Annotated in this window: 23 protein-coding genes and 1 pseudogene; 11 read left to right on the forward strand and 13 right to left on the reverse strand. The window is 69.6% G+C overall.

Features of this window, described 5'->3' with window-relative positions; genetic code table 11:
- Nucleotides 1-127: 127 nt before the first annotated feature.
- On the forward strand, nucleotides 128-676 hold the full coding sequence (locus GSY65_RS28105) for an RICIN domain-containing protein (RefSeq protein WP_159773873.1): 549 nt from the start codon (nucleotides 128-130) through the stop codon (nucleotides 674-676).
- Nucleotides 677-739: 63 nt separating this feature from the next.
- Here the strand turns inward: GSY65_RS28105 and GSY65_RS34375 are convergent, their stop codons facing one another.
- The 3 genes from GSY65_RS34375 to GSY65_RS28115 all read right to left on the reverse strand — a co-directional run bounded on the left by GSY65_RS34375 (nucleotide 740) and on the right by GSY65_RS28115 (nucleotide 1768).
- Complete coding sequence (locus tag GSY65_RS34375; RefSeq protein WP_268978231.1) at nucleotides 740-862, reverse strand: hypothetical protein; 123 nt, start codon at nucleotides 860-862, stop codon at nucleotides 740-742.
- On the reverse strand, nucleotides 859-1236 hold the full coding sequence (locus GSY65_RS28110; RefSeq protein ID WP_159773875.1) for an RICIN domain-containing protein: 378 nt from the start codon (nucleotides 1234-1236) through the stop codon (nucleotides 859-861). The genes GSY65_RS34375 and GSY65_RS28110 overlap by 4 nt, the downstream gene beginning before the upstream one ends.
- 106 nt (nucleotides 1237-1342) lie before the next feature.
- On the reverse strand, nucleotides 1343-1768 hold the full coding sequence (locus GSY65_RS28115) for a hypothetical protein (RefSeq protein WP_159773877.1): 426 nt from the start codon (nucleotides 1766-1768) through the stop codon (nucleotides 1343-1345).
- A gap of 186 nt (nucleotides 1769-1954) precedes the next feature.
- Here GSY65_RS28115 and GSY65_RS28120 point away from each other — a divergent pair, with 186 nt between their 5' ends.
- Nucleotides 1955-2551, forward strand: a complete 597-nt coding sequence (locus tag GSY65_RS28120) for a TlpA family protein disulfide reductase (RefSeq protein ID WP_159773879.1) — start codon at nucleotides 1955-1957, stop codon at nucleotides 2549-2551.
- On the opposite strand, the gene GSY65_RS28125 is transcribed toward GSY65_RS28120, so the two are convergent.
- The 4 genes from GSY65_RS28125 to GSY65_RS28140 form a co-directional block, all read right to left on the reverse strand.
- A complete protein-coding gene (locus GSY65_RS28125; protein ID WP_159773881.1) occupies nucleotides 2528-3025 on the reverse strand; it encodes a hypothetical protein in 498 nt (165 codons plus the stop codon). The two genes, GSY65_RS28120 and GSY65_RS28125, sit on opposite strands and share 24 nt — an antisense overlap.
- A gap of 84 nt (nucleotides 3026-3109) precedes the next feature.
- The gene (locus GSY65_RS28130; protein WP_159773883.1) at nucleotides 3110-4291 is read right to left on the reverse strand and encodes a hypothetical protein; all 1182 of its coding nucleotides are present in this window, start codon (nucleotides 4289-4291) and stop codon (nucleotides 3110-3112) included.
- Nucleotides 4292-4422: 131 nt separating this feature from the next.
- The gene (locus GSY65_RS28135; RefSeq protein ID WP_159773885.1) at nucleotides 4423-5193 is read right to left on the reverse strand and encodes a transposase; all 771 of its coding nucleotides are present in this window, start codon (nucleotides 5191-5193) and stop codon (nucleotides 4423-4425) included.
- Between the two features lie 500 nt (nucleotides 5194-5693).
- Nucleotides 5694-6785 carry an IS630 family transposase gene (locus tag GSY65_RS28140; protein WP_159773887.1) on the reverse strand — a complete coding sequence of 364 codons (1092 nt, stop codon included), beginning with the start codon at nucleotides 6783-6785 and terminating at the stop codon, nucleotides 5694-5696.
- 128 nt (nucleotides 6786-6913) lie between these two features.
- On the opposite strand from GSY65_RS28140, the gene GSY65_RS28145 reads away from it, so the two are divergent.
- Together GSY65_RS28145 and GSY65_RS28150 are read left to right on the forward strand one after the other, a co-directional pair.
- Nucleotides 6914-7261 carry an IS66 family transposase gene (locus tag GSY65_RS28145; RefSeq protein ID WP_159773888.1) on the forward strand — a complete coding sequence of 116 codons (348 nt, stop codon included), beginning with the start codon at nucleotides 6914-6916 and terminating at the stop codon, nucleotides 7259-7261.
- 51 nt (nucleotides 7262-7312) lie between these two features.
- On the forward strand, nucleotides 7313-7762 hold the full coding sequence (locus GSY65_RS28150) for an SRPBCC family protein (protein ID WP_159773890.1): 450 nt from the start codon (nucleotides 7313-7315) through the stop codon (nucleotides 7760-7762).
- Here the strand turns inward: GSY65_RS28150 and GSY65_RS34565 are convergent.
- A complete protein-coding gene (locus GSY65_RS34565; RefSeq protein ID WP_328707518.1) occupies nucleotides 7738-8352 on the reverse strand; it encodes an alpha/beta hydrolase in 615 nt (204 codons plus the stop codon). The genes GSY65_RS28150 and GSY65_RS34565 overlap by 25 nt on opposite strands.
- Here GSY65_RS34565 and GSY65_RS28155 point away from each other — a divergent pair.
- A complete protein-coding gene (locus GSY65_RS28155) occupies nucleotides 8240-8578 on the forward strand; it encodes an alpha/beta fold hydrolase (protein WP_236580096.1) in 339 nt (112 codons plus the stop codon). The genes GSY65_RS34565 and GSY65_RS28155 overlap by 113 nt on opposite strands.
- A gap of 906 nt (nucleotides 8579-9484) precedes the next feature.
- Here the strand turns inward: GSY65_RS28155 and GSY65_RS28160 are convergent.
- Nucleotides 9485-9790, reverse strand: a complete 306-nt coding sequence (locus GSY65_RS28160; RefSeq protein ID WP_159773892.1) for a helix-turn-helix domain-containing protein — start codon at nucleotides 9788-9790, stop codon at nucleotides 9485-9487.
- Nucleotides 9791-9854: 64 nt separating this feature from the next.
- Here GSY65_RS28160 and map point away from each other — a divergent pair, with 64 nt between their 5' ends.
- Complete coding sequence (map, locus tag GSY65_RS28165) at nucleotides 9855-10637, forward strand: type I methionyl aminopeptidase (protein ID WP_159773894.1); 783 nt, start codon at nucleotides 9855-9857, stop codon at nucleotides 10635-10637.
- On the opposite strand, the gene GSY65_RS33400 is transcribed toward map, so the two are convergent.
- Nucleotides 10609-10953 carry a Tn3 family transposase gene (locus GSY65_RS33400; RefSeq protein ID WP_201452692.1) on the reverse strand — a complete coding sequence of 115 codons (345 nt, stop codon included), beginning with the start codon at nucleotides 10951-10953 and terminating at the stop codon, nucleotides 10609-10611. The two genes, map and GSY65_RS33400, sit on opposite strands and share 29 nt — an antisense overlap.
- A gap of 353 nt (nucleotides 10954-11306) precedes the next feature.
- On the opposite strand from GSY65_RS33400, the gene GSY65_RS28175 reads away from it, so the two are divergent.
- The 4 genes from GSY65_RS28175 to GSY65_RS28190 all read left to right on the forward strand — a co-directional run bounded on the left by GSY65_RS28175 (nucleotide 11307) and on the right by GSY65_RS28190 (nucleotide 14169).
- Nucleotides 11307-11510 (forward strand): cold-shock protein, encoded by a 204-nt coding sequence (locus GSY65_RS28175; RefSeq protein WP_031045667.1) that lies wholly within the window; start codon nucleotides 11307-11309, stop codon nucleotides 11508-11510.
- Nucleotides 11511-11863: 353 nt separating this feature from the next.
- The gene (locus GSY65_RS28180; protein WP_159773896.1) at nucleotides 11864-13360 is read left to right on the forward strand and encodes a DEAD/DEAH box helicase; all 1497 of its coding nucleotides are present in this window, start codon (nucleotides 11864-11866) and stop codon (nucleotides 13358-13360) included.
- A 46-nt stretch (nucleotides 13361-13406) separates the two neighbouring features.
- Nucleotides 13407-13811 carry a CBS domain-containing protein gene (locus GSY65_RS28185; RefSeq protein WP_159773898.1) on the forward strand — a complete coding sequence of 135 codons (405 nt, stop codon included), beginning with the start codon at nucleotides 13407-13409 and terminating at the stop codon, nucleotides 13809-13811.
- Between the two features lie 49 nt (nucleotides 13812-13860).
- Entirely contained in the window at nucleotides 13861-14169 is a 309-nt protein-coding gene (locus GSY65_RS28190) for an SCO5918 family protein (RefSeq protein WP_159773900.1), read from the forward strand.
- Between the two features lie 87 nt (nucleotides 14170-14256).
- Here GSY65_RS28190 and GSY65_RS28195 read toward each other — a convergent pair whose 3' ends face one another.
- Together GSY65_RS28195 and GSY65_RS28200 are read right to left on the reverse strand one after the other, a co-directional pair.
- A complete protein-coding gene (locus GSY65_RS28195) occupies nucleotides 14257-14616 on the reverse strand; it encodes a hypothetical protein (RefSeq protein ID WP_159773902.1) in 360 nt (119 codons plus the stop codon).
- Nucleotides 14617-15264: 648 nt separating this feature from the next.
- Nucleotides 15265-15786, reverse strand: a pseudogene (locus tag GSY65_RS28200) (UvrD-helicase domain-containing protein); the annotation flags it as partial.
- Between GSY65_RS28200 and GSY65_RS28205 the strand changes: the two are divergent.
- Nucleotides 15747-16082, forward strand: coding sequence for a beta family protein (locus GSY65_RS28205; RefSeq protein ID WP_236580098.1), 336 nt, complete (start codon nucleotides 15747-15749; stop codon nucleotides 16080-16082). The pseudogene GSY65_RS28200 and the gene GSY65_RS28205 sit on opposite strands and share 40 nt — an antisense overlap.
- Nucleotides 16083-16130: 48 nt before the next feature.
- Here GSY65_RS28205 and GSY65_RS28210 read toward each other — a convergent pair whose 3' ends face one another.
- The gene (locus GSY65_RS28210) at nucleotides 16131-20033 is read right to left on the reverse strand and encodes a caspase, EACC1-associated type (RefSeq protein ID WP_159773904.1); all 3903 of its coding nucleotides are present in this window, start codon (nucleotides 20031-20033) and stop codon (nucleotides 16131-16133) included.
- Nucleotides 20034-20039 lie beyond the last annotated feature (6 nt).

Here is a 20039-nt window from a genome sequence, read left to right on the forward strand (position 1 = left end):
GTATTGCCCTCAAGTGCGCTGCCCCCCGGGCCAATACCGCCTGGTGATCGTCGAGCGTAGGCTCGGGCGGGCTCGTGCCGCAGGGGCCGCGAGCTGTTGTGGGAGGGGACCCGCAGTGTCGAGGACGATGAAGGCTGTGGTGGTGTCCGGTGCCGCGGTGGCGGTGCTGGGGGGTGTGGCCGCGCCGGTGGGGGCGGCGCCCGCGGGCAATGACCCGTACAAGAACACAGGTCTTACCAAGGTGTACGGCAAGACCGGCCTGTGTTTCTCGATGGACAACTCGAAGAAGTCCAAGGCGGCGGTGAAGCTGCGGGGCTGCAACAAGAAGTCCACGACACAGCGTTGGAACCTGAACTGGCTCAATGCGAACAAGCCGGCCGAGCGCCCGCGCTATGGGATCCAGAACCGTAAGTCGGGCAAGTGCCTGGCGCCGACGTCGAAGAAGTCGGGTGCGTCAGTGCGTCAGTACGGGTGCAACAAGAAGTCGAAGGCCCAGTGGTGGACGCTGTATGACCGGCGGATCACTTCCTACGGCTCGGGCAGGCTGGTGATGTCGGCGCAGTCGGACAAGAAGGGCTCGAAGATCACGCTGATGAAGTACTCGAACAAGACGGTGAAGCTGAAGAAGCAGGCGTTTTCGCTGATCTGGAAGAAGAACGACCCGACCGCGCTGTAACAGCCCGCATGGGGCAGGGCCCGCCCCGTACGCTGCGGGCCCTGCCCCATGTGCGGGAGCGGGTCAGGACAGGCCCCAGCGTTCGTCCTTGACGCTGCAGCCCTTCTTACCGAGCTTGAGCTTGGTGCCGCTCTTGTTGTTCGGGCTCAGGATGAACTTTTTGGACCAGAAGTTGGTGCTCCTCATGTTGTTGAGGTGAGGTTCCACAGCTCCTTGTCGTTGCCTGCGTAGCACTTCTGCTGGGCGATGGCCGATCCGGACTTCTTGCTGCCCGAGTGCAGGCATTTGCCGGACTTGCGGTTGATGATGAGGTAATAGGATTCGGAGGGTTTGCCGATCAGGACGCCTTCGATGTCCCAGCGCTGCGTGGAGTTCTTGGAGTACTTCGCCTGGCGCAGGGTGGCGCCCTTGCCGGTCTTGCCGCTCATGGTGAAGCAGGCCGCCTTGTCCTTCGCGGCGACCTTTTCGAGCCGGACGTTCTTGTGGTTGCCGCGTGCTCCGCCGGGGGAAGCCTGCGCGGCGGTGGGGGCGATCAGGGCGATGGTGGCGGCGATGAGCACTACGGTCTGAGGAGGCGGATCATGCAGGGTCCTTTACCGTTGGGGGGCAGGGCGGGAGGAGCCCCGCCGGTGGGGCCCCTCCTTGTGGCGTGGGTTGCGGGGTTCCCTACTCGATGCCGCCGTACGCCAGGCTGCCCGTCTTGCCGTACTTCCAGACGATGTAGTAGCTGCCGGCGCCGTAACTCTTGCCGACGGCGAAGGTCTCGGTTCCGTTGGCCTTGCCCTTGAGGGACTGGACCTTGGGGTCCTTGCCCTTGACCTGCTTGTAGACGGATGCGGTCCAGCGGGCGTTATTGCCCTTGATGCCGAAGTGGAAGAAGTGCTTGCCCTTCTTCACCTTGTGGGCGGCGCTTTTCTGCGTGCCCTTCTTCGTCTTCCAGCAGTCCAGCCAGCCGCCGTCGGGCCGTCGCTCGTAGCCGCACTTCGCGGCGATGTCGCCCTTGGGGGCCGGCGTGGCCGTGGCGGTGGTGGCGCCTGCGCCCAGTACACTGGCCGCTATCGCGACCGAGATGGCGGCTTTTCCTACCTGCACAGCAGCACTCCGTTCTCTGCCCTCCCCCGCTGCGGGGAAGTGTCCCTTCATGCTGCGCGGCTCGAACAGGTCGGCGGTAGTGGCTCTTTGGGCACTGCCCCTAAGGGCAGTACCCCAACGCCCAGGTGCTCCTGGAGCGTTGGGATGATGACAGGCATATTCCGTGACCGAGCGAGGATTTGACCTGTGAAGCGTTCTATCGTCTCCATTGCCGTGGCCGCCGCCGTCGTCGCCGTCGGGGGTGGCGGCATCCTTGCCGTCACGTCGATGGACGGCTCCGAGCGGACCGGATACCGCGTGTCCGACGGGGTTTTGACCATCGATGTGAAGAGCCGTCCCGATGCCCCGGACATCAAGGGGACGACGGTCGACGGGAAGCCGTTCCGGCTGTCGGACTACCGGGGCAAGACGGTCGTGGTCAACGCGTGGGCGTATTGGTGCGGGCCGTGCCGTCTGGAGATGCCCATGCTCGTCGACTACGAGAAGTCGATGAAGCGCAAGGGCGTGGTCGTGGTCGGCATCAACCACGGGAGCGGCATCGCCGCGTCCAAGGCGTTCATCGAGGAGTTCGACGTCCCCTACCCGAACCTGGATGATCCTTCGGGGAAGTCCATCCTGGACATGCCCAAGGGCGTCATCCAGTCCCAGGGCTTGCCCTTCACCTTCGTCATCGACTCCCGGCACAAGATCGCCGCCTCGCGGTCGGGGGCGATCAACCGCAAGATGCTGGAGGAGATGACCTCCTGGGCTGTGAAACCGTCAAAGAAGACTGCCGGCCGGTGACGAGGCCGGGCTCTGCTCGCCGCGGGGCGCGGTGGGGTCGAGGTGGCCGGTGGCCCAGGCGATCAGAGCCCAGGCGGCGGGGAGCTGGAGCGTGAACAGGGACAGGAGCGCGACGAAGAAAGCCCCGCCGAAGGCGGTGCCGACGCCCTCGCCGTCCGCCAGGGAGCCCGCGCTGTAGCAGATCAGGAGCGTCAGCAGGTAGAGGGAGCTATCGACGAGGATGGCCTTCCAGCGTGGCGCCGGGGGCAGGATGAGGCGGGCCGCCGTCAGCACGAGGAGGCAGGCAGCGGGGAAAAGCAGATCGCTGCTCTCGCCGTAGAGCAGCGGGTCCCAGGGACCGTCTGCGAAGGAGGCCCAGGCCCGGTCGACGACCAGGCCGATCAGCGATGAGCTGACGGTGACGTTCACGGCGTAGAAGAGGGCACTTCCCAGAGTGGCTTTGCCGAACTGGACGTTGCCGAATGTGACTTTCATGATCTTCCCTCCAGGGGCGGTCTCCCGCAGCGGGAGACCGCCCCTGGATCATCCCACCGCACCTACCGGCGGGTGTGGGCGGGGTCAGCCCTTGGCGGCGATGTTCTGGAGCTGGCAGGCCGGCTGCGAAATGCAGCGCAGGTCGAGCATCTTGTCCCGCAGGATCGTCTTCGTCTTGTACTTCTTGCCCGCGTAGTTGTACATGTACAGCTCGTGGTCCGGGGCCTGGCGGTGCTTGCCCGTCACGTGGAAGCTGCCGCTCCGCGTCATCTGGACGGTGGCGGACGCCCCGATCCCGGCCCGCTTGACACCGGACTTGGGGCAGAACGGGTCGGTGGCGTCGACGATGATGCGCACGCCGCGCTCCTTGCCGTTGTGCTTGTTCAGCGCCTTGAACTTGATTTTCTTCACGCTGGCCTTACGGGTGGCGACCAGCCTCGAGTTGGACTTCTTGTAGACGCGGGTCTTGCCGGTGAAGCGGTCCCATGTGACCTTGCCGCTCTTCCAGTCGACCGTCCCGGTGACCCCGGCGCGCGAGCCGGGGTTCTTCCCCGACTTGGAGAAGCCGCGCGCGTCCCCGGCGTACTTGTAGCCCTTGGTGTACTTGCAGCCCGAGAGCTTCTCGAGTTCCTTGGGGATGTCGGCCCAAGTCGGGCGGATGAACGAGCGCCACCGCAGCGTTGACTTGGAGTACTTGCGGGCTTTGGCCTCGATGTCCTTCGCTGTGGCGTTCAGCGCCTTGGTGGTATCGCTGCTGGGGATGGTCGCGGTCATCCCCCAGGTGTGGGTGTCCTTCTTCCCGGCCCCGATGATCCGGTAGTCCGCCTCCGTGCCGGGTATGACACTGGTGTCGCGGAAGCTCGGCTTCGACGTCGTACCGATCTTCGCGCCGTCACGGTAGACGGTGTAGGTCTTCGCGCCGGCGTCCGCCCAGGAGAGGTCCGCGAACTTCGAGGACGCTGCCCACGCAGAGCGCGCGGAAGGCTCCGAGGACCTGGCGAAGGTGGTGTCCGACACGGCCCGCTCGTCCCCGGCTTTGAGGATCTTGGTGTCCGCGCCCTGCCCTATGTGGGTGGCCAGCACGCTCACGCGCTGACCGCTGGCCGCCTTCGCCGAGAAGGTCCCCTTGGAGGCGTCGAGGGTGAACACCGCTGTTGGTGCGGACGGTTCGGGGGCGGACGGCGGCGAGGCAGCAGCCGTCGTCACGACGAGCGCGGGCATCGCGGTGAGCGCCAGGGCAACGGGCGCGGTACGGGAAAGACGCACAACAACTCCCAGCGTGATCATTTTCCGGTAAGGGAGTTGAACCGTACCCAGGCGTAACACTAGCCCGTTAGTGTCTAAGGGCTGTCCCGTAAATGATCTCTGACGTGCCTGGTGGCCTGCGGGTTTCTGCGTCACGCGGCAAGGAGGAGGTTGTGCAGGCGGGCGATGCCGAGTATGGCGTGGTGAACGCCGTCGCCTTTCAGCCGGCAGTCGCGAAGGATCTTCCAGCCCTTCATGCGGGCGAAGACGTGCTCCACGCGGGCACGGACTTTGCGGTGCGAGGCGTTGTGTTCCTCCTTCCAGGCCGGAAGTTCGCTCTGGCCTTTCTCGCGGCGGTGCGGGATGACCAGGCCGGTGCCGCGGTAGCCGCCGTCTGCGATGACGGTGGTCCTGCCGACGGCGTCTTTCGCGCCGGACAGCTCCCACGCCTTGCAGTCGTTGCGGTTGCCCGCGACCGGTCGGCCGACCGCGACGACGAGCCGGGTGTCGGCGTCGATGACGACCTGGTGGTTGGTGGAGTACCGGTAGTTCTTCGACTGCTCGGCGATGGTGTGATCGCGGGTGGGAACCAGGGTGCCGTCCACGATCAGCACGGTGTCCTTGCGGAACCGCTTGCGCGGCTGGAGCGCGAGCGCGGGCCCGAGGTGGTCGATGATGCGGTCGGCCGCCGACTTGGACACCCCGAACAGCGGGGCCAGTTGGCGCAGGGTCAGGTTCGTCCGCCAGTACGCGGCGACCAGGAGCACGCGGTCCTCCAACGGCAGGCTCCAGGGCCGGCCCTTGCGTACCGGATCCGCACCCTCACGCCGGAGCGCGGTGATCAGCTTGCCGAACTGGCGCGGGCTCAGCCCGGTGAACGGGGCTATCCAGGAGGGCTCCGACGCCGTGATCACACCAGACACGACAAGATCATCTCACTCGTGACCAGCAGTTACGGGACAGCCCTTAGTTGGGCACTGCCCCCAGGTGCACCACCACCGGCTCACCAGTTCCACCCCTTCGGCGCCCACGCCGGACCATCCCCCGGCGGCGGCTTGAGATGAGGCGGCGGCTTCGCCCGCAGCACCTCCGTATCCGGGAACGCCAGAGCGGGGAACGCCTCGGCCAGCACCGCGAGGGTTCCGGCGCGCTCCTCGGCGGGGAGTTTGACGCCATCCTTGCCTCCCGGTCAGCTCGTCGGGTCGTACCCGATGTGATCAACGAGGCTCAGGCGGAGCTGTCCCCCAGGTTCTCCCACGCCCACGGGGTGCAGACAGCGGTAGAGCCGCTTTCCCGGGGTGGGAAAGCGGCTATGAGCTGCGGTTTTCGTGGAGCGGGTGACGAGAATCGAACCCGCACTCTGAGCTTGGGAATCAATGGGACGTGCATGCATCATTGCGGGCCTGACCTGCGTAAACGCGCGCTAGTGTCCTGAGTCTTTGATTCGGTTCAGATATCCGGTGAGGCGTTCGAAGATCTCATCAGCGGTCTTCGTCCAGACGAAAGGCCTCGGGTTGTCGTTCCAGTCGGCGATCCAGGCCCGGATGTCTTTCTCCAGGGCTTGGACGTTCCTGTGGACGCCACGCCGTATGTGCTTGTCCGTCAGCAGGGCGAACCACCGCTCCACTTGATTGAGCCATGACGAGCTGGTGGGGGTGAAGTGCATGTGGAACCGAGGATGGGCCAGCAGCCACTTCTGGATCGCGGGCGTTTTATGGGTGGCGTAGTTGTCGCAGATCAGGTGGACGTCGAGATGGCCGGGGACCTCCTTGTCCAGCTTGGCCAGGAACTTCTTGAACTCCACCGCGCGGTGCCGGCGGTGGAGCGAGCTGATGACCTCGCCGGTGGCCGCGTTCAGGGCGGCGAACAGGGGCGTCACGCCGCCGCGCAGGTAGTCGTGGGTGCGGCGCTCGGGCATGCCGGGCATCATCGGCAGCACCGGTGCCGACCGGTCCAGTGCCTGGATCTGCGACTTCTCGTCCACACAGAGGACGATGGCCCGCTCGGGCGGGTCCAGGTACAGGCCGACGACATCGCGGACCTTCTCGATGAACTGCGGGTCCTTGGACAGCTTGAAGGTGTCCACCAGGTGCGGTTTGAGGCCGAAGGTCCGCCAGATCCGCGAGATGGTGGACTGGCTCAGCCCGCTGACCGCGGCCATTTCCCGTGTCGACCAGTGCGTGGCGTTCTTCGGCGTGGTCTCCAGGGTCCGCACGACCACCTCCTCGACCTTCTCGTCGCTCACCGTGCGGGGCGGGCCGGGCCGCGGCTCGTCGGACAGGCCCTGGAGCCGGTCGGCCGCGAACCGCTTACGCCACTTGGCCACCGTGACCGGGTGGACCCCAAGCTCCGCCCCCACCGCGGTGTTCGAACCGCGATCAGCGCACGCGAGCACGATCCGGCATCTCAACGCCAGAGCCTGCGAGGACGTTGCCCGCCGCGACCAGCGCAGCAACGTCTCTCGCTCCTCATCCGTCAGAACCACCTCGACCGTCGGCCGACCCATACGCGCCATGAGCCCAGCCTACTTCTACAGCGAAATAAAGACTCAGGACACTAGAGGGCAACGTGCGTACTGCGTTGGGGCGCCCGTATTGACCGTGATTACTGACCTTGAATGCGTGATGTCGTCGTAACGGATAGGTGATTCACCGCGCGGTCGACGACGGGCTGGCAGTCACCGCCGCCCGAGCGTCGAAGGGCGAGGCCAAGCACCACGCCCTGTTCAAGCGCCTGCACCGGCGCTGGGAGGACTACCTGCGCTGGGTCCACGACCTGCGGCTGCCGTTCGACAACAACCCCGCCGAACAGACGATCAGGACGGGAAAACTGCGGATCAAGGTCTCCGGATGTCTACGGCCCCTGCAAGGCGCCCAGGACTTCGCCGCGATCCGCACCTACCTCGCCACCGCGGCCCGCCAGGACCAGCCCATGCTCGACGGCCTCGTGCAAGCCATGCGAGGCAGCCCTTGGATGCCCGCCATCACCTGACACGCCGGCCCCACCGACCGGCGATCAAGCACGCCCTTCTAGGATGGCCCGGTGCCGCACTTCGAGATCGTGACAGCCGTTGCCGCACCCCCGGACCGGGTGTTCGAGGCATGCCTCGACGTGGAAGCACACACGCGGTCGATGGCCGATTCGTCGGAGCGGGCGGTCGGCGGCAGGACCCGAGGCGTACTCTCACTCGGCGACACGGTGACCTTCCAGGCCCGCCACTTCGGCCTGACCTGGCGACTCACCGCCCGCATTACGGCGTATGACCCGCCCCAGTGCTTCGTGGACGAGCAGGATGCTGGCCCCTTCAAGCGATGGCATCACAGTCATCACTTCGAGCCGGACGGCACTGGCGGCACCGTTATGAGGGACGTCATCGACTTTGCCTCGCCGTTCGGATTCCTCGGACGTGTCGCCGACCGCACTGTCCTGAGCTGGTACATGCCCCGCCTCATCAGAACCCGCAACGCTTACCTCGCCAGCGCCTTGCGCTGAGCCCAGATTGACGATCGCCACACCCTCAGGGGCGGTACAGGGTCCCGGCAGCCGCCACAGAGCCGACCGAGCCAATCCAACCAACCACCTATCCAGTTACATGTCGTCATAGTGGCTGGCGTCGGAGGCCGGTGCCGGTGAGGCAGCCATCGAGGACGTCGGGGCGGTACTGGGGCCGGCACGTCCGGCGAGTGGATCCAGGTGGGCGGGAAGTCTCCGCCCATCCACTGCATCATCGAGGTACCGGGTCCGATTGCGAACGCGGCCAGGTAGACGAGTTCGGCGAGCTGTTCCGCCTCGGCGGCGGCCCAGGTGGCGGGCACCCCTCCGTAGGAGTGGGCGGCCAGCACCACGGGGCCGCTGACCGCGTCGATCGTGTCCCGGACGACTGCGACGTCCTCCGTCAGTCCTTCGGCGGCGGCACTGTCGGGATTACTGCTCGGCAGTTGCACGGCTCGGGATTCGATGCCGCGGGCGGTGAGCCGCTCACGACGCGCCGTCAGGGCGGGGGACGCCGAGCAGTCGATCTTCAGCGGTGTCGACCCCGTCGTGATCGCCGAGGCGGTCAAGCGCCTCAACTGGCAGGGCATGCGCGCCTTCACGGAAGAGCCGGCCGCCGCGCCGGCGGACGTACCGCTGGCGTACGTCGTAGCCACCGAGGACCCGGCGCTGCCGCCCGCGGTCCAGGAGCAGTGGGCCGCGCACTGTGCCCACAGGCTTCGTGTCCCCTCCGGCCACTCGCCCCACCTGTCCCACACGGACGAGGTGGCCGCGTTCCTCGCCGAAGCGGTTGCCCGGGCTGCCACCGGCGGCTGACCACGGAGGGACCTGCACGGCCGGCGCGGGGCAGGTCGTCGCGCAGGCCCTCGTGCAGGACGGTCCGGTACAGGCCCATACGCTGGCGCGGCTTGCCCAGGTCGTACGAGGTCATCCCCGACCAAGACATGTACAGCGGCAGAGCCATGACACCGTGGTCGGCCCGCGCAACTCCGTCCAGCGACTCCGGCAGACGCCGCCGGAACCCCTCTCGGTAGAGCGCGAGCTCCTCGGTCGGGAGCGGGCCCGTGCAGGTGAGCTGGTCGTGGCGGCCTGTTCCCCCTGCAGAGGAGCTGGACTGTGGGTCATGACGCTCGTTTGACGCTCCGTGCGGCCCGCACGCGTGACAGTGAGCCGATAAACCGGCTCTGACCTGGGACTTTCCGAGAGTCGGTCAGGCCGACACTTTCCGATGACGCATCATGTGGAGTGCGTGGCGATTCTGGAGCCTGTCGAAAAGGGTCGCTGACCTGTGGGTTCGTCGGCGCGGGTGGTTGCTTCGAGCTGTTCTCCCTCGCACGGTGCACGGAGCGGGGGACCACCCGCCTGGTGTGCTCTGGGCTGCGGCTCCAGGCGTGGGCGGTGACCTGCCGTGGTCGTGGTCCCGGCGCGGTTCTCGCACGGCTGACGCTCGGATGACGCTCGTGCTGAATCCTCGTCACGCCTGGTCGCCCCCAGGGGGAGATCGGGCGTGACGAGGATTCCGTGCGCGGTGGGGAGGTCGTCGGCCGGCTGAGCCCCGCCGCCGGGGGAGGGGACCCGTGACCTCACCCCGGCCCCGCCGACCTCGCGCCCAGCACCGCGATCACGCCCCCGCCGAGCCCCGGCAGGAGCAGTTGGAAAGGCAACGCGGCCACGGGCAAGCCGGCTGCGTCCGTTCATGTGTGTTCGCTGTCGAGCGGGGTGTCACGAAGCCAGCGATGGACGCCGTGCGACAGGCAGGACCGACCGGTCCTCGACGGTTCGCTCCGCCCGGTTGATCTCGGCCCAGACGGCATCGAGGGACAGGCCGAGGGTGTCGGCGATCGCTGCGATGGTCGGGAAGGCGGGGGTGGCCACACGGCCGGATTCGATCTTCCGCAAGGTCTCCGGCGAGATGCGCGAGGCGAGCGCCACGTCCAGCATCGAGCGGCGGCCCCGGGCTCGGCGGAGCAGGGCGCCGAGGCGCTGTCCGCGTTCTACCTCGGCGGGGGTGAGCGGCAACCTGACCATGGACCCATTCTAATACCGGTATTGTTAGGCCGGGATAGTTATTGGGCACACCTGAGAGGCCTCCATGATTGAGATCCTGAACTCCGCGCGGCTTGAGCGGGCGAGGGAGACCGGCGCTCTGGTCGGAGACGTGCTGCACACACTGAAGCAGCGCAGCACGGTCGGGACGAACCTGCTGGACATCGACCAGTGGGCCAAAGAGATGATCACCGAGGCGGGAGCGCAGTCCTGCTACGTCGATTACGCGCCTTCCTTCGGGCGCGGCCCGTTCGGGCACTACATCTGCACGGCCGTCAACGACTCAGTGCTCCACGGGCGGCCTCACAACTACACGCTGGCAGACGGGGATCTGCTGACCCTCGACCTCGCCGTAGCCATGGGCGGGGTGGCCGCGGACGCCGCGATCAGCTTTCTGGTGGGCAAGGCCAGGCCCACGGAGAGCGTCGCGATGATCGAGGCGACCGAGCGTGCGCTCGCCGCCGGCATCGCCGCCGCCAAGCCCGGGGCGCGCACCGGTGATCTCTCCCACGCCATCGGCACGGTCCTCAAGGGGGCGGGCTACCCGATCAACACCGAGTTCGGAGGCCACGGCATCGGCTCGACCATGCACCAGGACCCCCACATCGCGAACACCGGACGGCCGGGCCGCGGATACAAGCTGCGCCCCGGACTGCTGCTCGCCCTGGAGCCCTGGGTGATGGCCGACACCGCCGCACTCGTCACCGACGCCGACGGCTGGACGCTGCGCAGCGCGACAGGCTGCCGGACCGCGCACAGCGAGCACACCATCGCCATCACCGACGACGGTGCCGAAATCCTCACCCTGCCCACGCAGGCGCGACCATGAGAGGGCGCTGTGGCGGCCCGGCGGGCAGGGTGTGCCGCCGTCGGTCCTCGTCGTCCTCGGCTGCCTCGGGGTTCCGGAAGGGACGCAGGCCCTGACCGGGTCCGCCGGCCCTGATGGTGAACGGATGGCGGCCCAGGAAGTCGACGTGCCGGTCCTCGGACGGGGGGAGGTGGGCCACGTCCTCATCCTCGATGTCGTGGCCCTCGGTGCGGAGCCGGGCGACGGCGGCGTCCAGCGAGCGGGTCCCCCGCGGGGCGATAGCGCCGAGGGTCGGGCCGAGGGCCGGGCCCACGTGGCCCGTGCCTGCCCGCACCATCCCTTCGGGCGGCAGCCGTCACGCCGGGCGCGCCCCCGAGGCTCCCTGAAACGTTCCGCTCCGGCTGGGTCAATATCTGTGCCCGCCAGCTGAGATTTCAATGGAACAGGCAGACAGATCCTCTACCGCTTTTAGTGGAGTGGGATTTTTCGCCGTCCGCATGCCGCTGCGGCGTGCTGCTGTCGATCTCAGTTGCAGTTGTGGTTCCCAAAACTCCAAGTGTCCTCCGGGCGGCGTCTGTGCCGTTGGGAGCGCTTTTGTTATCCGGTCTTTTTCCGGACGGGCTGATCATCGCGGCGACACGGGGTCCGCGCAGTGCGGATCCCGATGCACTGCCCCAAAGGAGAAATGACATGGCTACTGGCACCGTGAAGTGGTTCAACGCGGAAAAGGGCTTCGGCTTCATCGAGCAGGACGGTGGCGGCGCCGATGTGTTCGCCCACTACTCGAACATCGCCGCCCAGGGCTTCCGTGAGCTGCTGGAGGGCCAGAAGGTGACCTTCGACATCGCTCAGGGCCAGAAGGGCCCGACGGCCGAGAACATCGTTCTCGCCTGACGTCGACTGTCGCGTACGTGTAGCTGGGGCCCGCATCCTTCGGGGTGCGGGCCCCAGCTGCTCGCATTTTCCCGCAGTGGTCCCGGCTGCGGACGACAACCAGGAAACCCGTAGGCTCATCGCATACGGGGCACTCTTCAGGGGTGCACGCACCCCTTCATGGGTTTCATGGCGGCGGACGCCCGCACATTGCGTTGCGTCCGCTTCGCGCCACTCATTCCAGCGCCTGTGCCCGCACGGATTTTTCGTCGGTCAGATCGCTTTCGCATTCCGCCGGTCCATTCTTGCAATTCTCTCTGCTGCTCATTGCTGCGGGAATTCCTTGATATGTGCCGTATCGAGGAAGGTTCCGCATGAACCGCACACGCACGAACGACCGCTTCGCCCGCACCCGTAACGGCAGTACCGACTCCGGCAGGGGCGGCAGCCGGTTCGGCTCGTCGGCCAGGAGCCGCTCCGGCGGGCCGAGCCGCTCCGGTGGTCACGGCCGCGGGCCCGCCGCGGTCCAGGGGGAGTTCGCGCTGCCCAGGACGATCACCCCCGCGCTTCCCGCCGCGGAGGTCTTCGCCGATCTCGACATGCCCCGCGCACTGCTGGCCGCGCTCGGCTCGCAGGGCGTGACCGTGCCCTTCCCGATCCAGGCCGCGACCCTGCCGAATTCCCTCGCCGGCCGGGACGTACTGGGCCGTGGCCGCACCGGATCCGGCAAGACCCTCGCTTTCGGGCTGGCGCTGCTGGCCCGTACGGCCGGGCAGCGCGCCGAGGCCAGGCAGCCGCTGGGGCTGATCCTCGTACCCACGCGTGAACTGGCGCAGCAGGTCACCGACGCGCTCGCCCCGTACGCCCGCTCCGTGAGGCTGCGGCTGGCCACGGTGGTGGGCGGAATGCCGATCGGCAGGCAGGCGAGCGCGCTGCGCGGTGGCGCCGAGGTCGTCGTCGCCACGCCGGGACGCCTCAAGGACCTCATCGACCGTGGCGAGTGCCGGCTGAACCAGGTTTCCGTCACCGTCCTCGACGAGGCCGACCAGATGGCCGACATGGGGTTCATGCCGCAGGTCACCGCCCTCCTCGACCAGGTCCGCCCCGACGGGCAGCGCATGCTGTTCTCCGCCACTCTCGACCGCAACGTCGACCTGCTCGTGCGCCGCTACCTCAACGACCCCGTCGTCCACTCCGTCGACCCCTCGGCCGGCGCGGTCACGACGATGGAGCACCACGTGCTCCATGTTCACGGCGCCGACAAGCACACGGCCACCACCCAGATCGCCGCACGCGACGGCCGCGTGATCATGTTCCTCGACACCAAGCACGCCGTCGACAGCCTCACCGAGCACCTCCTGAACAGCGGGGTACGGGCCGCCGCCCTGCACGGCGGGAAGTCGCAGCCGCAGCGCACCCGCACGCTGACACAGTTCAAGAGCGGGCACGTCAACGTACTGGTGGCGACCAATGTCGCGGCGCGCGGCATCCACGTCGACAACCTCGACCTCGTCGTCAACGTCGACCCGCCGACCGACCACAAGGACTACCTCCACCGCGGCGGCCGTACCGCCCGCGCAGGAGAGTCCGGCAGTGTCGTCACCCTGGTCACCCCCAACCAGCGCCGCGCCCTGACTCGCCTCATGGCAGCGGCCGGCATCGTCCCGCAGACCACCCTGGTCCGCGCCGGCGAAGATGCCCTGCATCGCATCACCGGCGCCCAGACCCCCTCGGGCATCCCGGTCGTCATCACCGCACCGGTGGTCGAACGCCCCAAGAAGCGCGGCGCCACCTCACGCGGCCGGCGCCGCCCCGTCCCGGCGGCCCGCCGCGCGCCCGTACGGCAGTCCACCGCGGGTGCCGCTGCATAGAACCCTCGTGATCAGGAAGCCGGCCCAACTCCTCAGGAGGCACCCTTTGACGCTTGACCAGACGCAGTTCCGCCCGGCGAGCGCCCACCCCGCGCACGGCACGGTGGCCGACACCATGGACACGGCCGGACCGCAGGTCTGGGAGGACATGACCGTGGAGGTGGCGCTGTCCGTGATGACCGCCGCCCGTACAGGTCATCTGGCGGTCTGCGACGAGGACGGTCTGCGCACCGGCCTGGTCACCCGGGCCGGGCTCACGGCCGTCCGCGACGGCTCCGGGTACACGGACCGGATCCGCCTGCGAGACATCGCAGACGTCATCGGGCCCTTCGCCCCACCGCTGACCTCGGGGACCGACGCCGAACGTGTGATGCCCTGCCGCCGGCTCGGGGCCGCGCCCGCGGCCGACGAACACGGCACCGCTCTGAGCGCTCTCGCCCTCTCCCGCTGAACCGCCCTCACCCCACCCGGCCGTGTCTTGTCGTCTCCCGGGAGGCATCATGCGCTGTGTCGTCACCCACCTCCCGTTCGAGCTGACCAAGAGCGGCGTGGCGGAATCGACGAAGCGCGTCCGACCCGAGCCGGTCACCGGTGAGTGCGTCGTCAACGGACGACGCCACCACCCCGCCCAGCAGGTCGCCCAGGTCATCACCCGCCAGGATCGCCGTGATGTCAGCACAGGCGAAGTCCTCAGGGCCATGACCCGACTCGGCTTCACCTGCCGCCCCCGCCCCGCCGCCGCGACCGCACCCATGGCCGGCCCGTACCGGCGGGCGTCCGCACGGCTCGGCGCCCCCCTGTCCGCCTGACCCGCGGACAGGGGGGCGCCGAACCGAGCACTGAGGCCCGACCGGCGGGTGCCGGTCGGGCCTCACTGTGTGCCGTGTCCCGGTGCGTCAGTGGTCGGAGTAGCTGAAGTCGCCCACGGTCCAGGCACTGACGTCCTCGATCGCGACGCGGTACATCCCGCCCGTCTCCGGAACCCCCACGACTCCCTGCAGGATCCGGGCGACGTGGAAGTGCAGGTGCCTGGGCGGACCGTCCTGCTTCGCGGGGCTGTCGAAGACGGTGGAGAACTCGCCCAGGTCGGCGGAGTCCTTCAGCACCTCAGACACCCTCTGCCTCCACATGGCTTCTGGGGCCAGCCGACCGGTGATGACAGCACCACTGGTGACCACGGTCAGGGACATCTGATTGCTCTGCCCGGACTCCACACGGGCGGCGATGTCAACGAGCAGCTCGTCAGGCTTCGGCATGGGACCGGATGCTACGCACCGGGCCGCCCTGGTGGCTAGCGGGACGGGGCCATCGGGCAGGACGGGCGCACACGGCTCCCCTGGTGCCGCGGTCCAGGTCACGGCAGTGCGCATGTGCGGCGGCGAGCCAGGGGCGTGCTGCGCGGCATCGGGCGGCTGCTGTTCGGCTGCCGCGGGTCGGCGCTGAAGGCTGGTGCGGTGGCGCGTGCGTCGGCGGCGGCCTGTGGCACGGGCCGGCTGTGGCGTGGACGGACACCGTGTTCATCAGGGTCACCCCGGGCTGCGGATCGCTCACGCCCGGCGCTTGCCCACCCGGCCCTGTGCCCGGCCGCCACCTCACCGGAGCCGCCGTGGTCGCCGGAGGGGGCTGAGAGCGTGACGACGAGGAGTGCGCCCACGGGGTCGACGGCGTGCCCCAGACACCCGGTGACGTCCGCACGGGCACGGGTGTGCCGAGGTGGAAACCTGCCTCGGAGCCGGGAGTCACCTCCCGCCGTGCTCGGTCTTCACCCACGAGCCGTCGAGGAACGGGCTGGGCCTGCCGTGCCAGAAGACGTCCACACGGTCGCGAGCCCGGGTCGCGGCCACGAAGAGCAGGGACCTGGCTCGCTGCATCTCGTGCCGGTAGCGGGTGGGTTCACGGTCACGCAGCCGTTGGGTGAAGCGTTCGGCGAACTGCCGGATCTCGGCCCGCTCCCCGCGGCCGATGCTCTTGCCGCGCCCGGCCCGCCGGGCACGGAAGTAGTCGGTGCGGCTGCCGACCGCCTGGCCGAGGACGACCTGGGTCCACTCCTCGTGCAGGAACTCCGGGTCCCAGGTGTCCTCGCCCAGTTCGTCGCGCAGTGCGCGCCACTCGCGTACGGCCTGTCCGTCGTCGATGGCCTGCTTGCCGTTGCCGGGTTCGGCCTCGCGGACGACACGCAGCGCCAACTGGTCGACGTGACTCACGTCGACCCGGCCGAGGAGTTCCTCACCGCCCAGCTCCAGCAGCCGGGAGCGCAGGTCGGCGGCGAGGTTCTTGTTGTAGGTGGTGAGCAGGACCGGCTTGTCGTGCCCCGGGGGGAGTTGGCGGACCAGGTGGCGTACCCGGTGCAGGGCGACGACGGTCTTGCCCGTGCGGCGACTACGGGGTGCAGCCTCCGAGTGCCCTCGCGCAGGCCCCGGCACCCGGGAGGAAGGGCGGCCCGCCCTGGGGTGTGCTCCGCTACACCACCGACAGCTCGTACGTCGTCAGGACGGTGACCCGGGGGCCCGACCGGATCGCCGTCAACCGTGCCGCGGCCCGCCGGATCACCGAGCTGCCCGAGTTCCGGGGGGCGCGGGCCGGGCAGGGCGAGGCATGGCTCAGCGACTGCGCGAACGGCCCGCTCTCGGTCAGCGAGGGGGTGGGAGGTCCCACGGAGTGGCTGCGGGCGGGCAACCTCCAGCACATGACGTACGTCGTGCGGAGCCTGCCCGGCGGCTGAGCGGGCCGCCGGGTCCGGGCGCCGAACCCGGCCGCGCTGCCCGGGGTTTCAGTCGAACAGCGGTGCCAGCGCGGTCTCGCCCGCCATGATCCGCCAGGCGGGCACCCGCACCGTCCGGCTCACCGGGCCGGGCTTGGCGCCGTGGCCCCCGGAGGTCAGTCCGGTGAGCAGGTCGCCTCGCGCGTGGGTGAGCCGGAGGTGCCGTGCGGGATCGTCGCCGGGCCTCGGACCGGGGTCGATCAGCACCGCCGTGTTCTGGCCGGCGTCGGTGAACAGCAGGTCCACCGGGTGTCCGCCCACCGGCACGGCCCGCTCCAGATCGGTGACGCCCCGTCCGGTCAGATACCGCTGCAGGCGGTCGGCGAGGTCCTCGCGCGCCTCGCTCACCGGGCCGGGCGGGCCGGCCTCGGCCGCGGTGCCGCCGTCGCCCGCTCCCAGGGGTGCCGAGCGCGCGGCGAGGAGGGCCGGCAGCCCGCTCTGCTCCTGCCAGAAGGCGTGGCCGCCCACGGTGAGCAGCTGCGACTTGGCCCGGGTGACCGCCACGTTCCACAGGTTGACCTGGCTCGCGACCCAGTGTGTGGTCCGGGGCGGTGTGTTGGGCGCGGCCACCGGGCTGAGCACCATCACGTCACGCTGTCCGCCCTGGAAGGTGTGGACGGTGCCGACCCGGACCCGGTCGTCGTCCCGCCAGATCCGGGCCAGTGTCTCCTTCTGCGCCCGGAACGGCGTGACCACCCCCACCGTCGCGTCCGCCGGAAGGCCCGCCAGCAATCCGTCGACCACGCGCCGCACGGCCTCCGCCTCCGCCGCGTTCCGCCAGGACCGCCCGTCGCCGCCGCGCGCCGACGCCCCGGACGGTACGTCGACCCAGCCGAGCACCGGTGCCGGGTCGGCCGCTCCCACCGGGTCGTGTCCCGGCACCTGCCGCCGCACGTCGGTCAGCACCCGCAACCGGCCGCCGTAGCAGTGGCTGTTGACGACGTCCGCGATCCGCGGGTGGCAGCGGTAGTGCTCGTCGAGGAGCAGCGCGCCCTCGCCGTGCTGTTCGGCCGCGTGGTACGAGGAGTACACGTGGTAGGTGAGGCGGTGGTGCTCCAGTTGCGCGGCGCTCAGCCCCGCCCGCGTCCGTGCCTGCCGCTCCTGTTGCGGTGACACTCCGGGGATGTGCCCGAGCTGCATGGGGTCACCGATGATCAGTGCCCGCCGGGCCCGGAACAGCAGCGGCAGCACCGAGGGGATGGAGCACTGGCTGGCCTCGTCGATGACGACGAGGTCGAACAGCTTCGGGGTGAGTTCCAGCTGCCGCACCGAGTGGGTGCTGACGGCCCATCCCTTGACGAGGGTCATCAGGTTCTTCTGGCTGCGCTGGTAGCCGGAGCGGCGGCGGAGCGCCTGGAGCCGCTGGTTCATGAGCCCGGCGGCCCGGTCGAGGGTCTCGGCGGACAGCGCGCGGGACAGTTCCGCCGCCAGGCCGGACAGCGCCTCCGCCGTCGCCGACCGGGACGCCTTGAGTCCGTCCTCGTCCCAGTCCCTCTGTCCGCGGACGAGTTCGCGCACCTCCCGCTCCACGGTCACGATGTCGGCCAGGGACTCCAGCAACCCGGGCGGCACCGGTCGTGCCGCCGCCCACTGCGGCCACGCGGGTTGGGCCCCGTCGGGCTGCTCCGCGCCCGCCGAGACCAGTGCGGCGAGCGCACGGCCGCGCCGCCATGTCCCCAGCTGCCACCAGCGGGCCCCGGCCGTCTTCCGGGCCCGGTCCGCCCACCGGCCCAACGCTGCCGGGCCGTCCGCGTCCGCCGCCCAGGCCCCTTCGAGGAGGGGCAGGGGCAGCTCCAGTCCGGCCGCCCGCTCCTCCCGGTCGCCGAGCAGTTCCAGCAGCCGCGTCTCCTCACCGACGCGGTGTGCCGCTTCCGCCCGCAGCCGGTCGGCCGTGTCCCGGGTGTTGCGCAGTTCGCCGCCGACGGTGGCCGATCCGCGGCGCGGCGCCGGAACCGGTTCGGCGAGCAGCCGTTCCAGTTTGGCGGCCTCCCGCTCCAGTGCCTCCGCGTTGCCCGTTCGCATCAGCAGGCCGGGCGCGATGTCGTCGCAGCGCTGGGCGACGACGTTCACGGCCTCGTTGTTGGTGGAGGCGACCAGCACCGACTGTCCCGCGGCGACGCAGGTGGTGACGACCGCCGTGACGACCTCGCTCTTGCCGGTGCCGGGTGGGCCCGTCGCCACCGTCAGCGGCCGGCTCATCGCCGAGGCGATCACCTGTTCCTGGCTCTCGTTGCACGGCCCCGGAGCGACGGGGGTCACCGGGTTCGCCGAGGCAGCCGTCGTGGCCGGTGCCTGCCGGGCCCCGCCGTTCAGCAGCGCGTCCAGGGCGGTGCCCGTGATCTGCGCGGTCCGCGTGGAGATCTCCAGCAGGTTGTCCACGAGCGCCTGGGTGGCCATTGCCTCCGCACCGGACGGCACCAGCAGCACGGCCGCGTTGTGCGCGCCGGGCCGCAGTGCCTGCATGACCGTGCGGTCGCTGAGCGCGGACGGGTCCAGCGGTTCGAGTTCCGGCAGCCCCAGCTCGTCCAGCAACTCCCGGACGGCGCGCAGCATCTGGGCGTCGTTGCCCTCCTGCCAGGCCGGCTGCCAGCGGGCGACCAGGTCGGCGGCGTCGCCCGCGTCGAGGAGCTCCGAGACGACGCCGCTGTGCAGGGACGGCACGCCGCTGGGCCGCAGCACGTCCCGGCCGTTCTCGTCCGGCGCCAGCTCCATCTGCTGAATCAGCAGCGGCGCCAGCTCGACCGTCGCGCGCCGCCCCCGGCCCCCGTCACGCGAGGGGAGCGTGATCGCCGGATACCCGTACCAGTACTCCTGCCGCGTCCCCGCCCCGCCGTCCGCCCCGGCCCGCCCGTCCTGGGGCCGGGGCAGGGACCCGGGCGCGACGATGTGCGGTCCGCGGCCCGACTGGATGGTCTCCTCGCCCTGGCCCAGCAGGAAGTACTTCTCGTCGCGGCCGGCGTCCCGGTCGGGCCGCATTCCGGCCGCCGCCTGCGCGGTGAGGCAGTCCGCGTAGTACCGCAGCAGCCGCTGCGGGTCGACGCCGTCCCGGTCGTCCGCCTCGGCCAGTTCCCGGGCCTTCAGCAGCGCGGGGGAGCGCCGGGCGGCCTCGGTGGCGTCGTGGGGGAGCGCGGGCAGGCGTACGGGCCGGGCCACCGACCGGGCGAAGGGGAGGCTCCGGGTGGCCCTGATCGTGGACTTGGTGGGCCGCTGCTCCTCCGGGACGCCGTCGCGGGTCATCTGGGCGGTCAGGTAGTCGAAGAGGTCGTCCGGCGTGATCCAGCCGCCGTCCTTGATCCGGCCGTTGCGCAGCCCTTCGACGATCTCCCCGGTGAACCGGGAGGTGCCGAGGCCCGACCCGGGCGGCGCCATCGCGGAGGCCGCCTGGAGGGCGTCGGACGCGGTGATGAAGTACACGCCGGTCGGCTTCAGCAGGGTGCTCGGCGTGGGCCGGTCCGGTTCCCCCGCCGGGCCCTTGGCGGTCCAGCCCTGGACGACGGAACCACTGGAGCAGCAGTCCAGCAGCACCAGTTTGGAGGCGGCCCGGCAGGACTGGAGCATCCGCTCCAGGAACTCCGCCGGCACCGCCGTGCCCGGCAGGTCGGCGGGATCGGTGTCGCGGGTCAGGAAGTACAGCTGGCCGTCCTGCTCGCAGTACTCCCCGTGCCCGCTGAAGTAGAGCAGCGCGGTCTCGCTGGGCAGCCGGGCCTCCAGGAACGTCTCGACGGCGTGCAGCATCTCCGCGCGCGTCGGCTCGGCGGCCACCGCGCACTCGTTGTACATGCCGATCCCGGTGTTCTCCAGCACGGCCCGCATGTAGTGCAGGTCGGCCCGCACCGCCGAAAGGTTCTGGTACGCCTCGCTGTCGTACGTGGAGACACCGACGAGTAACGCGTGGCGGTCGTTGTCCGTCATCGCCGC

The organism is Streptomyces sp. HM190 (assembly GCF_009857135.1).
GTDB classification, from domain to species: Bacteria; Actinomycetota; Actinomycetes; order Streptomycetales; family Streptomycetaceae; genus Streptomyces; species Streptomyces heilongjiangensis.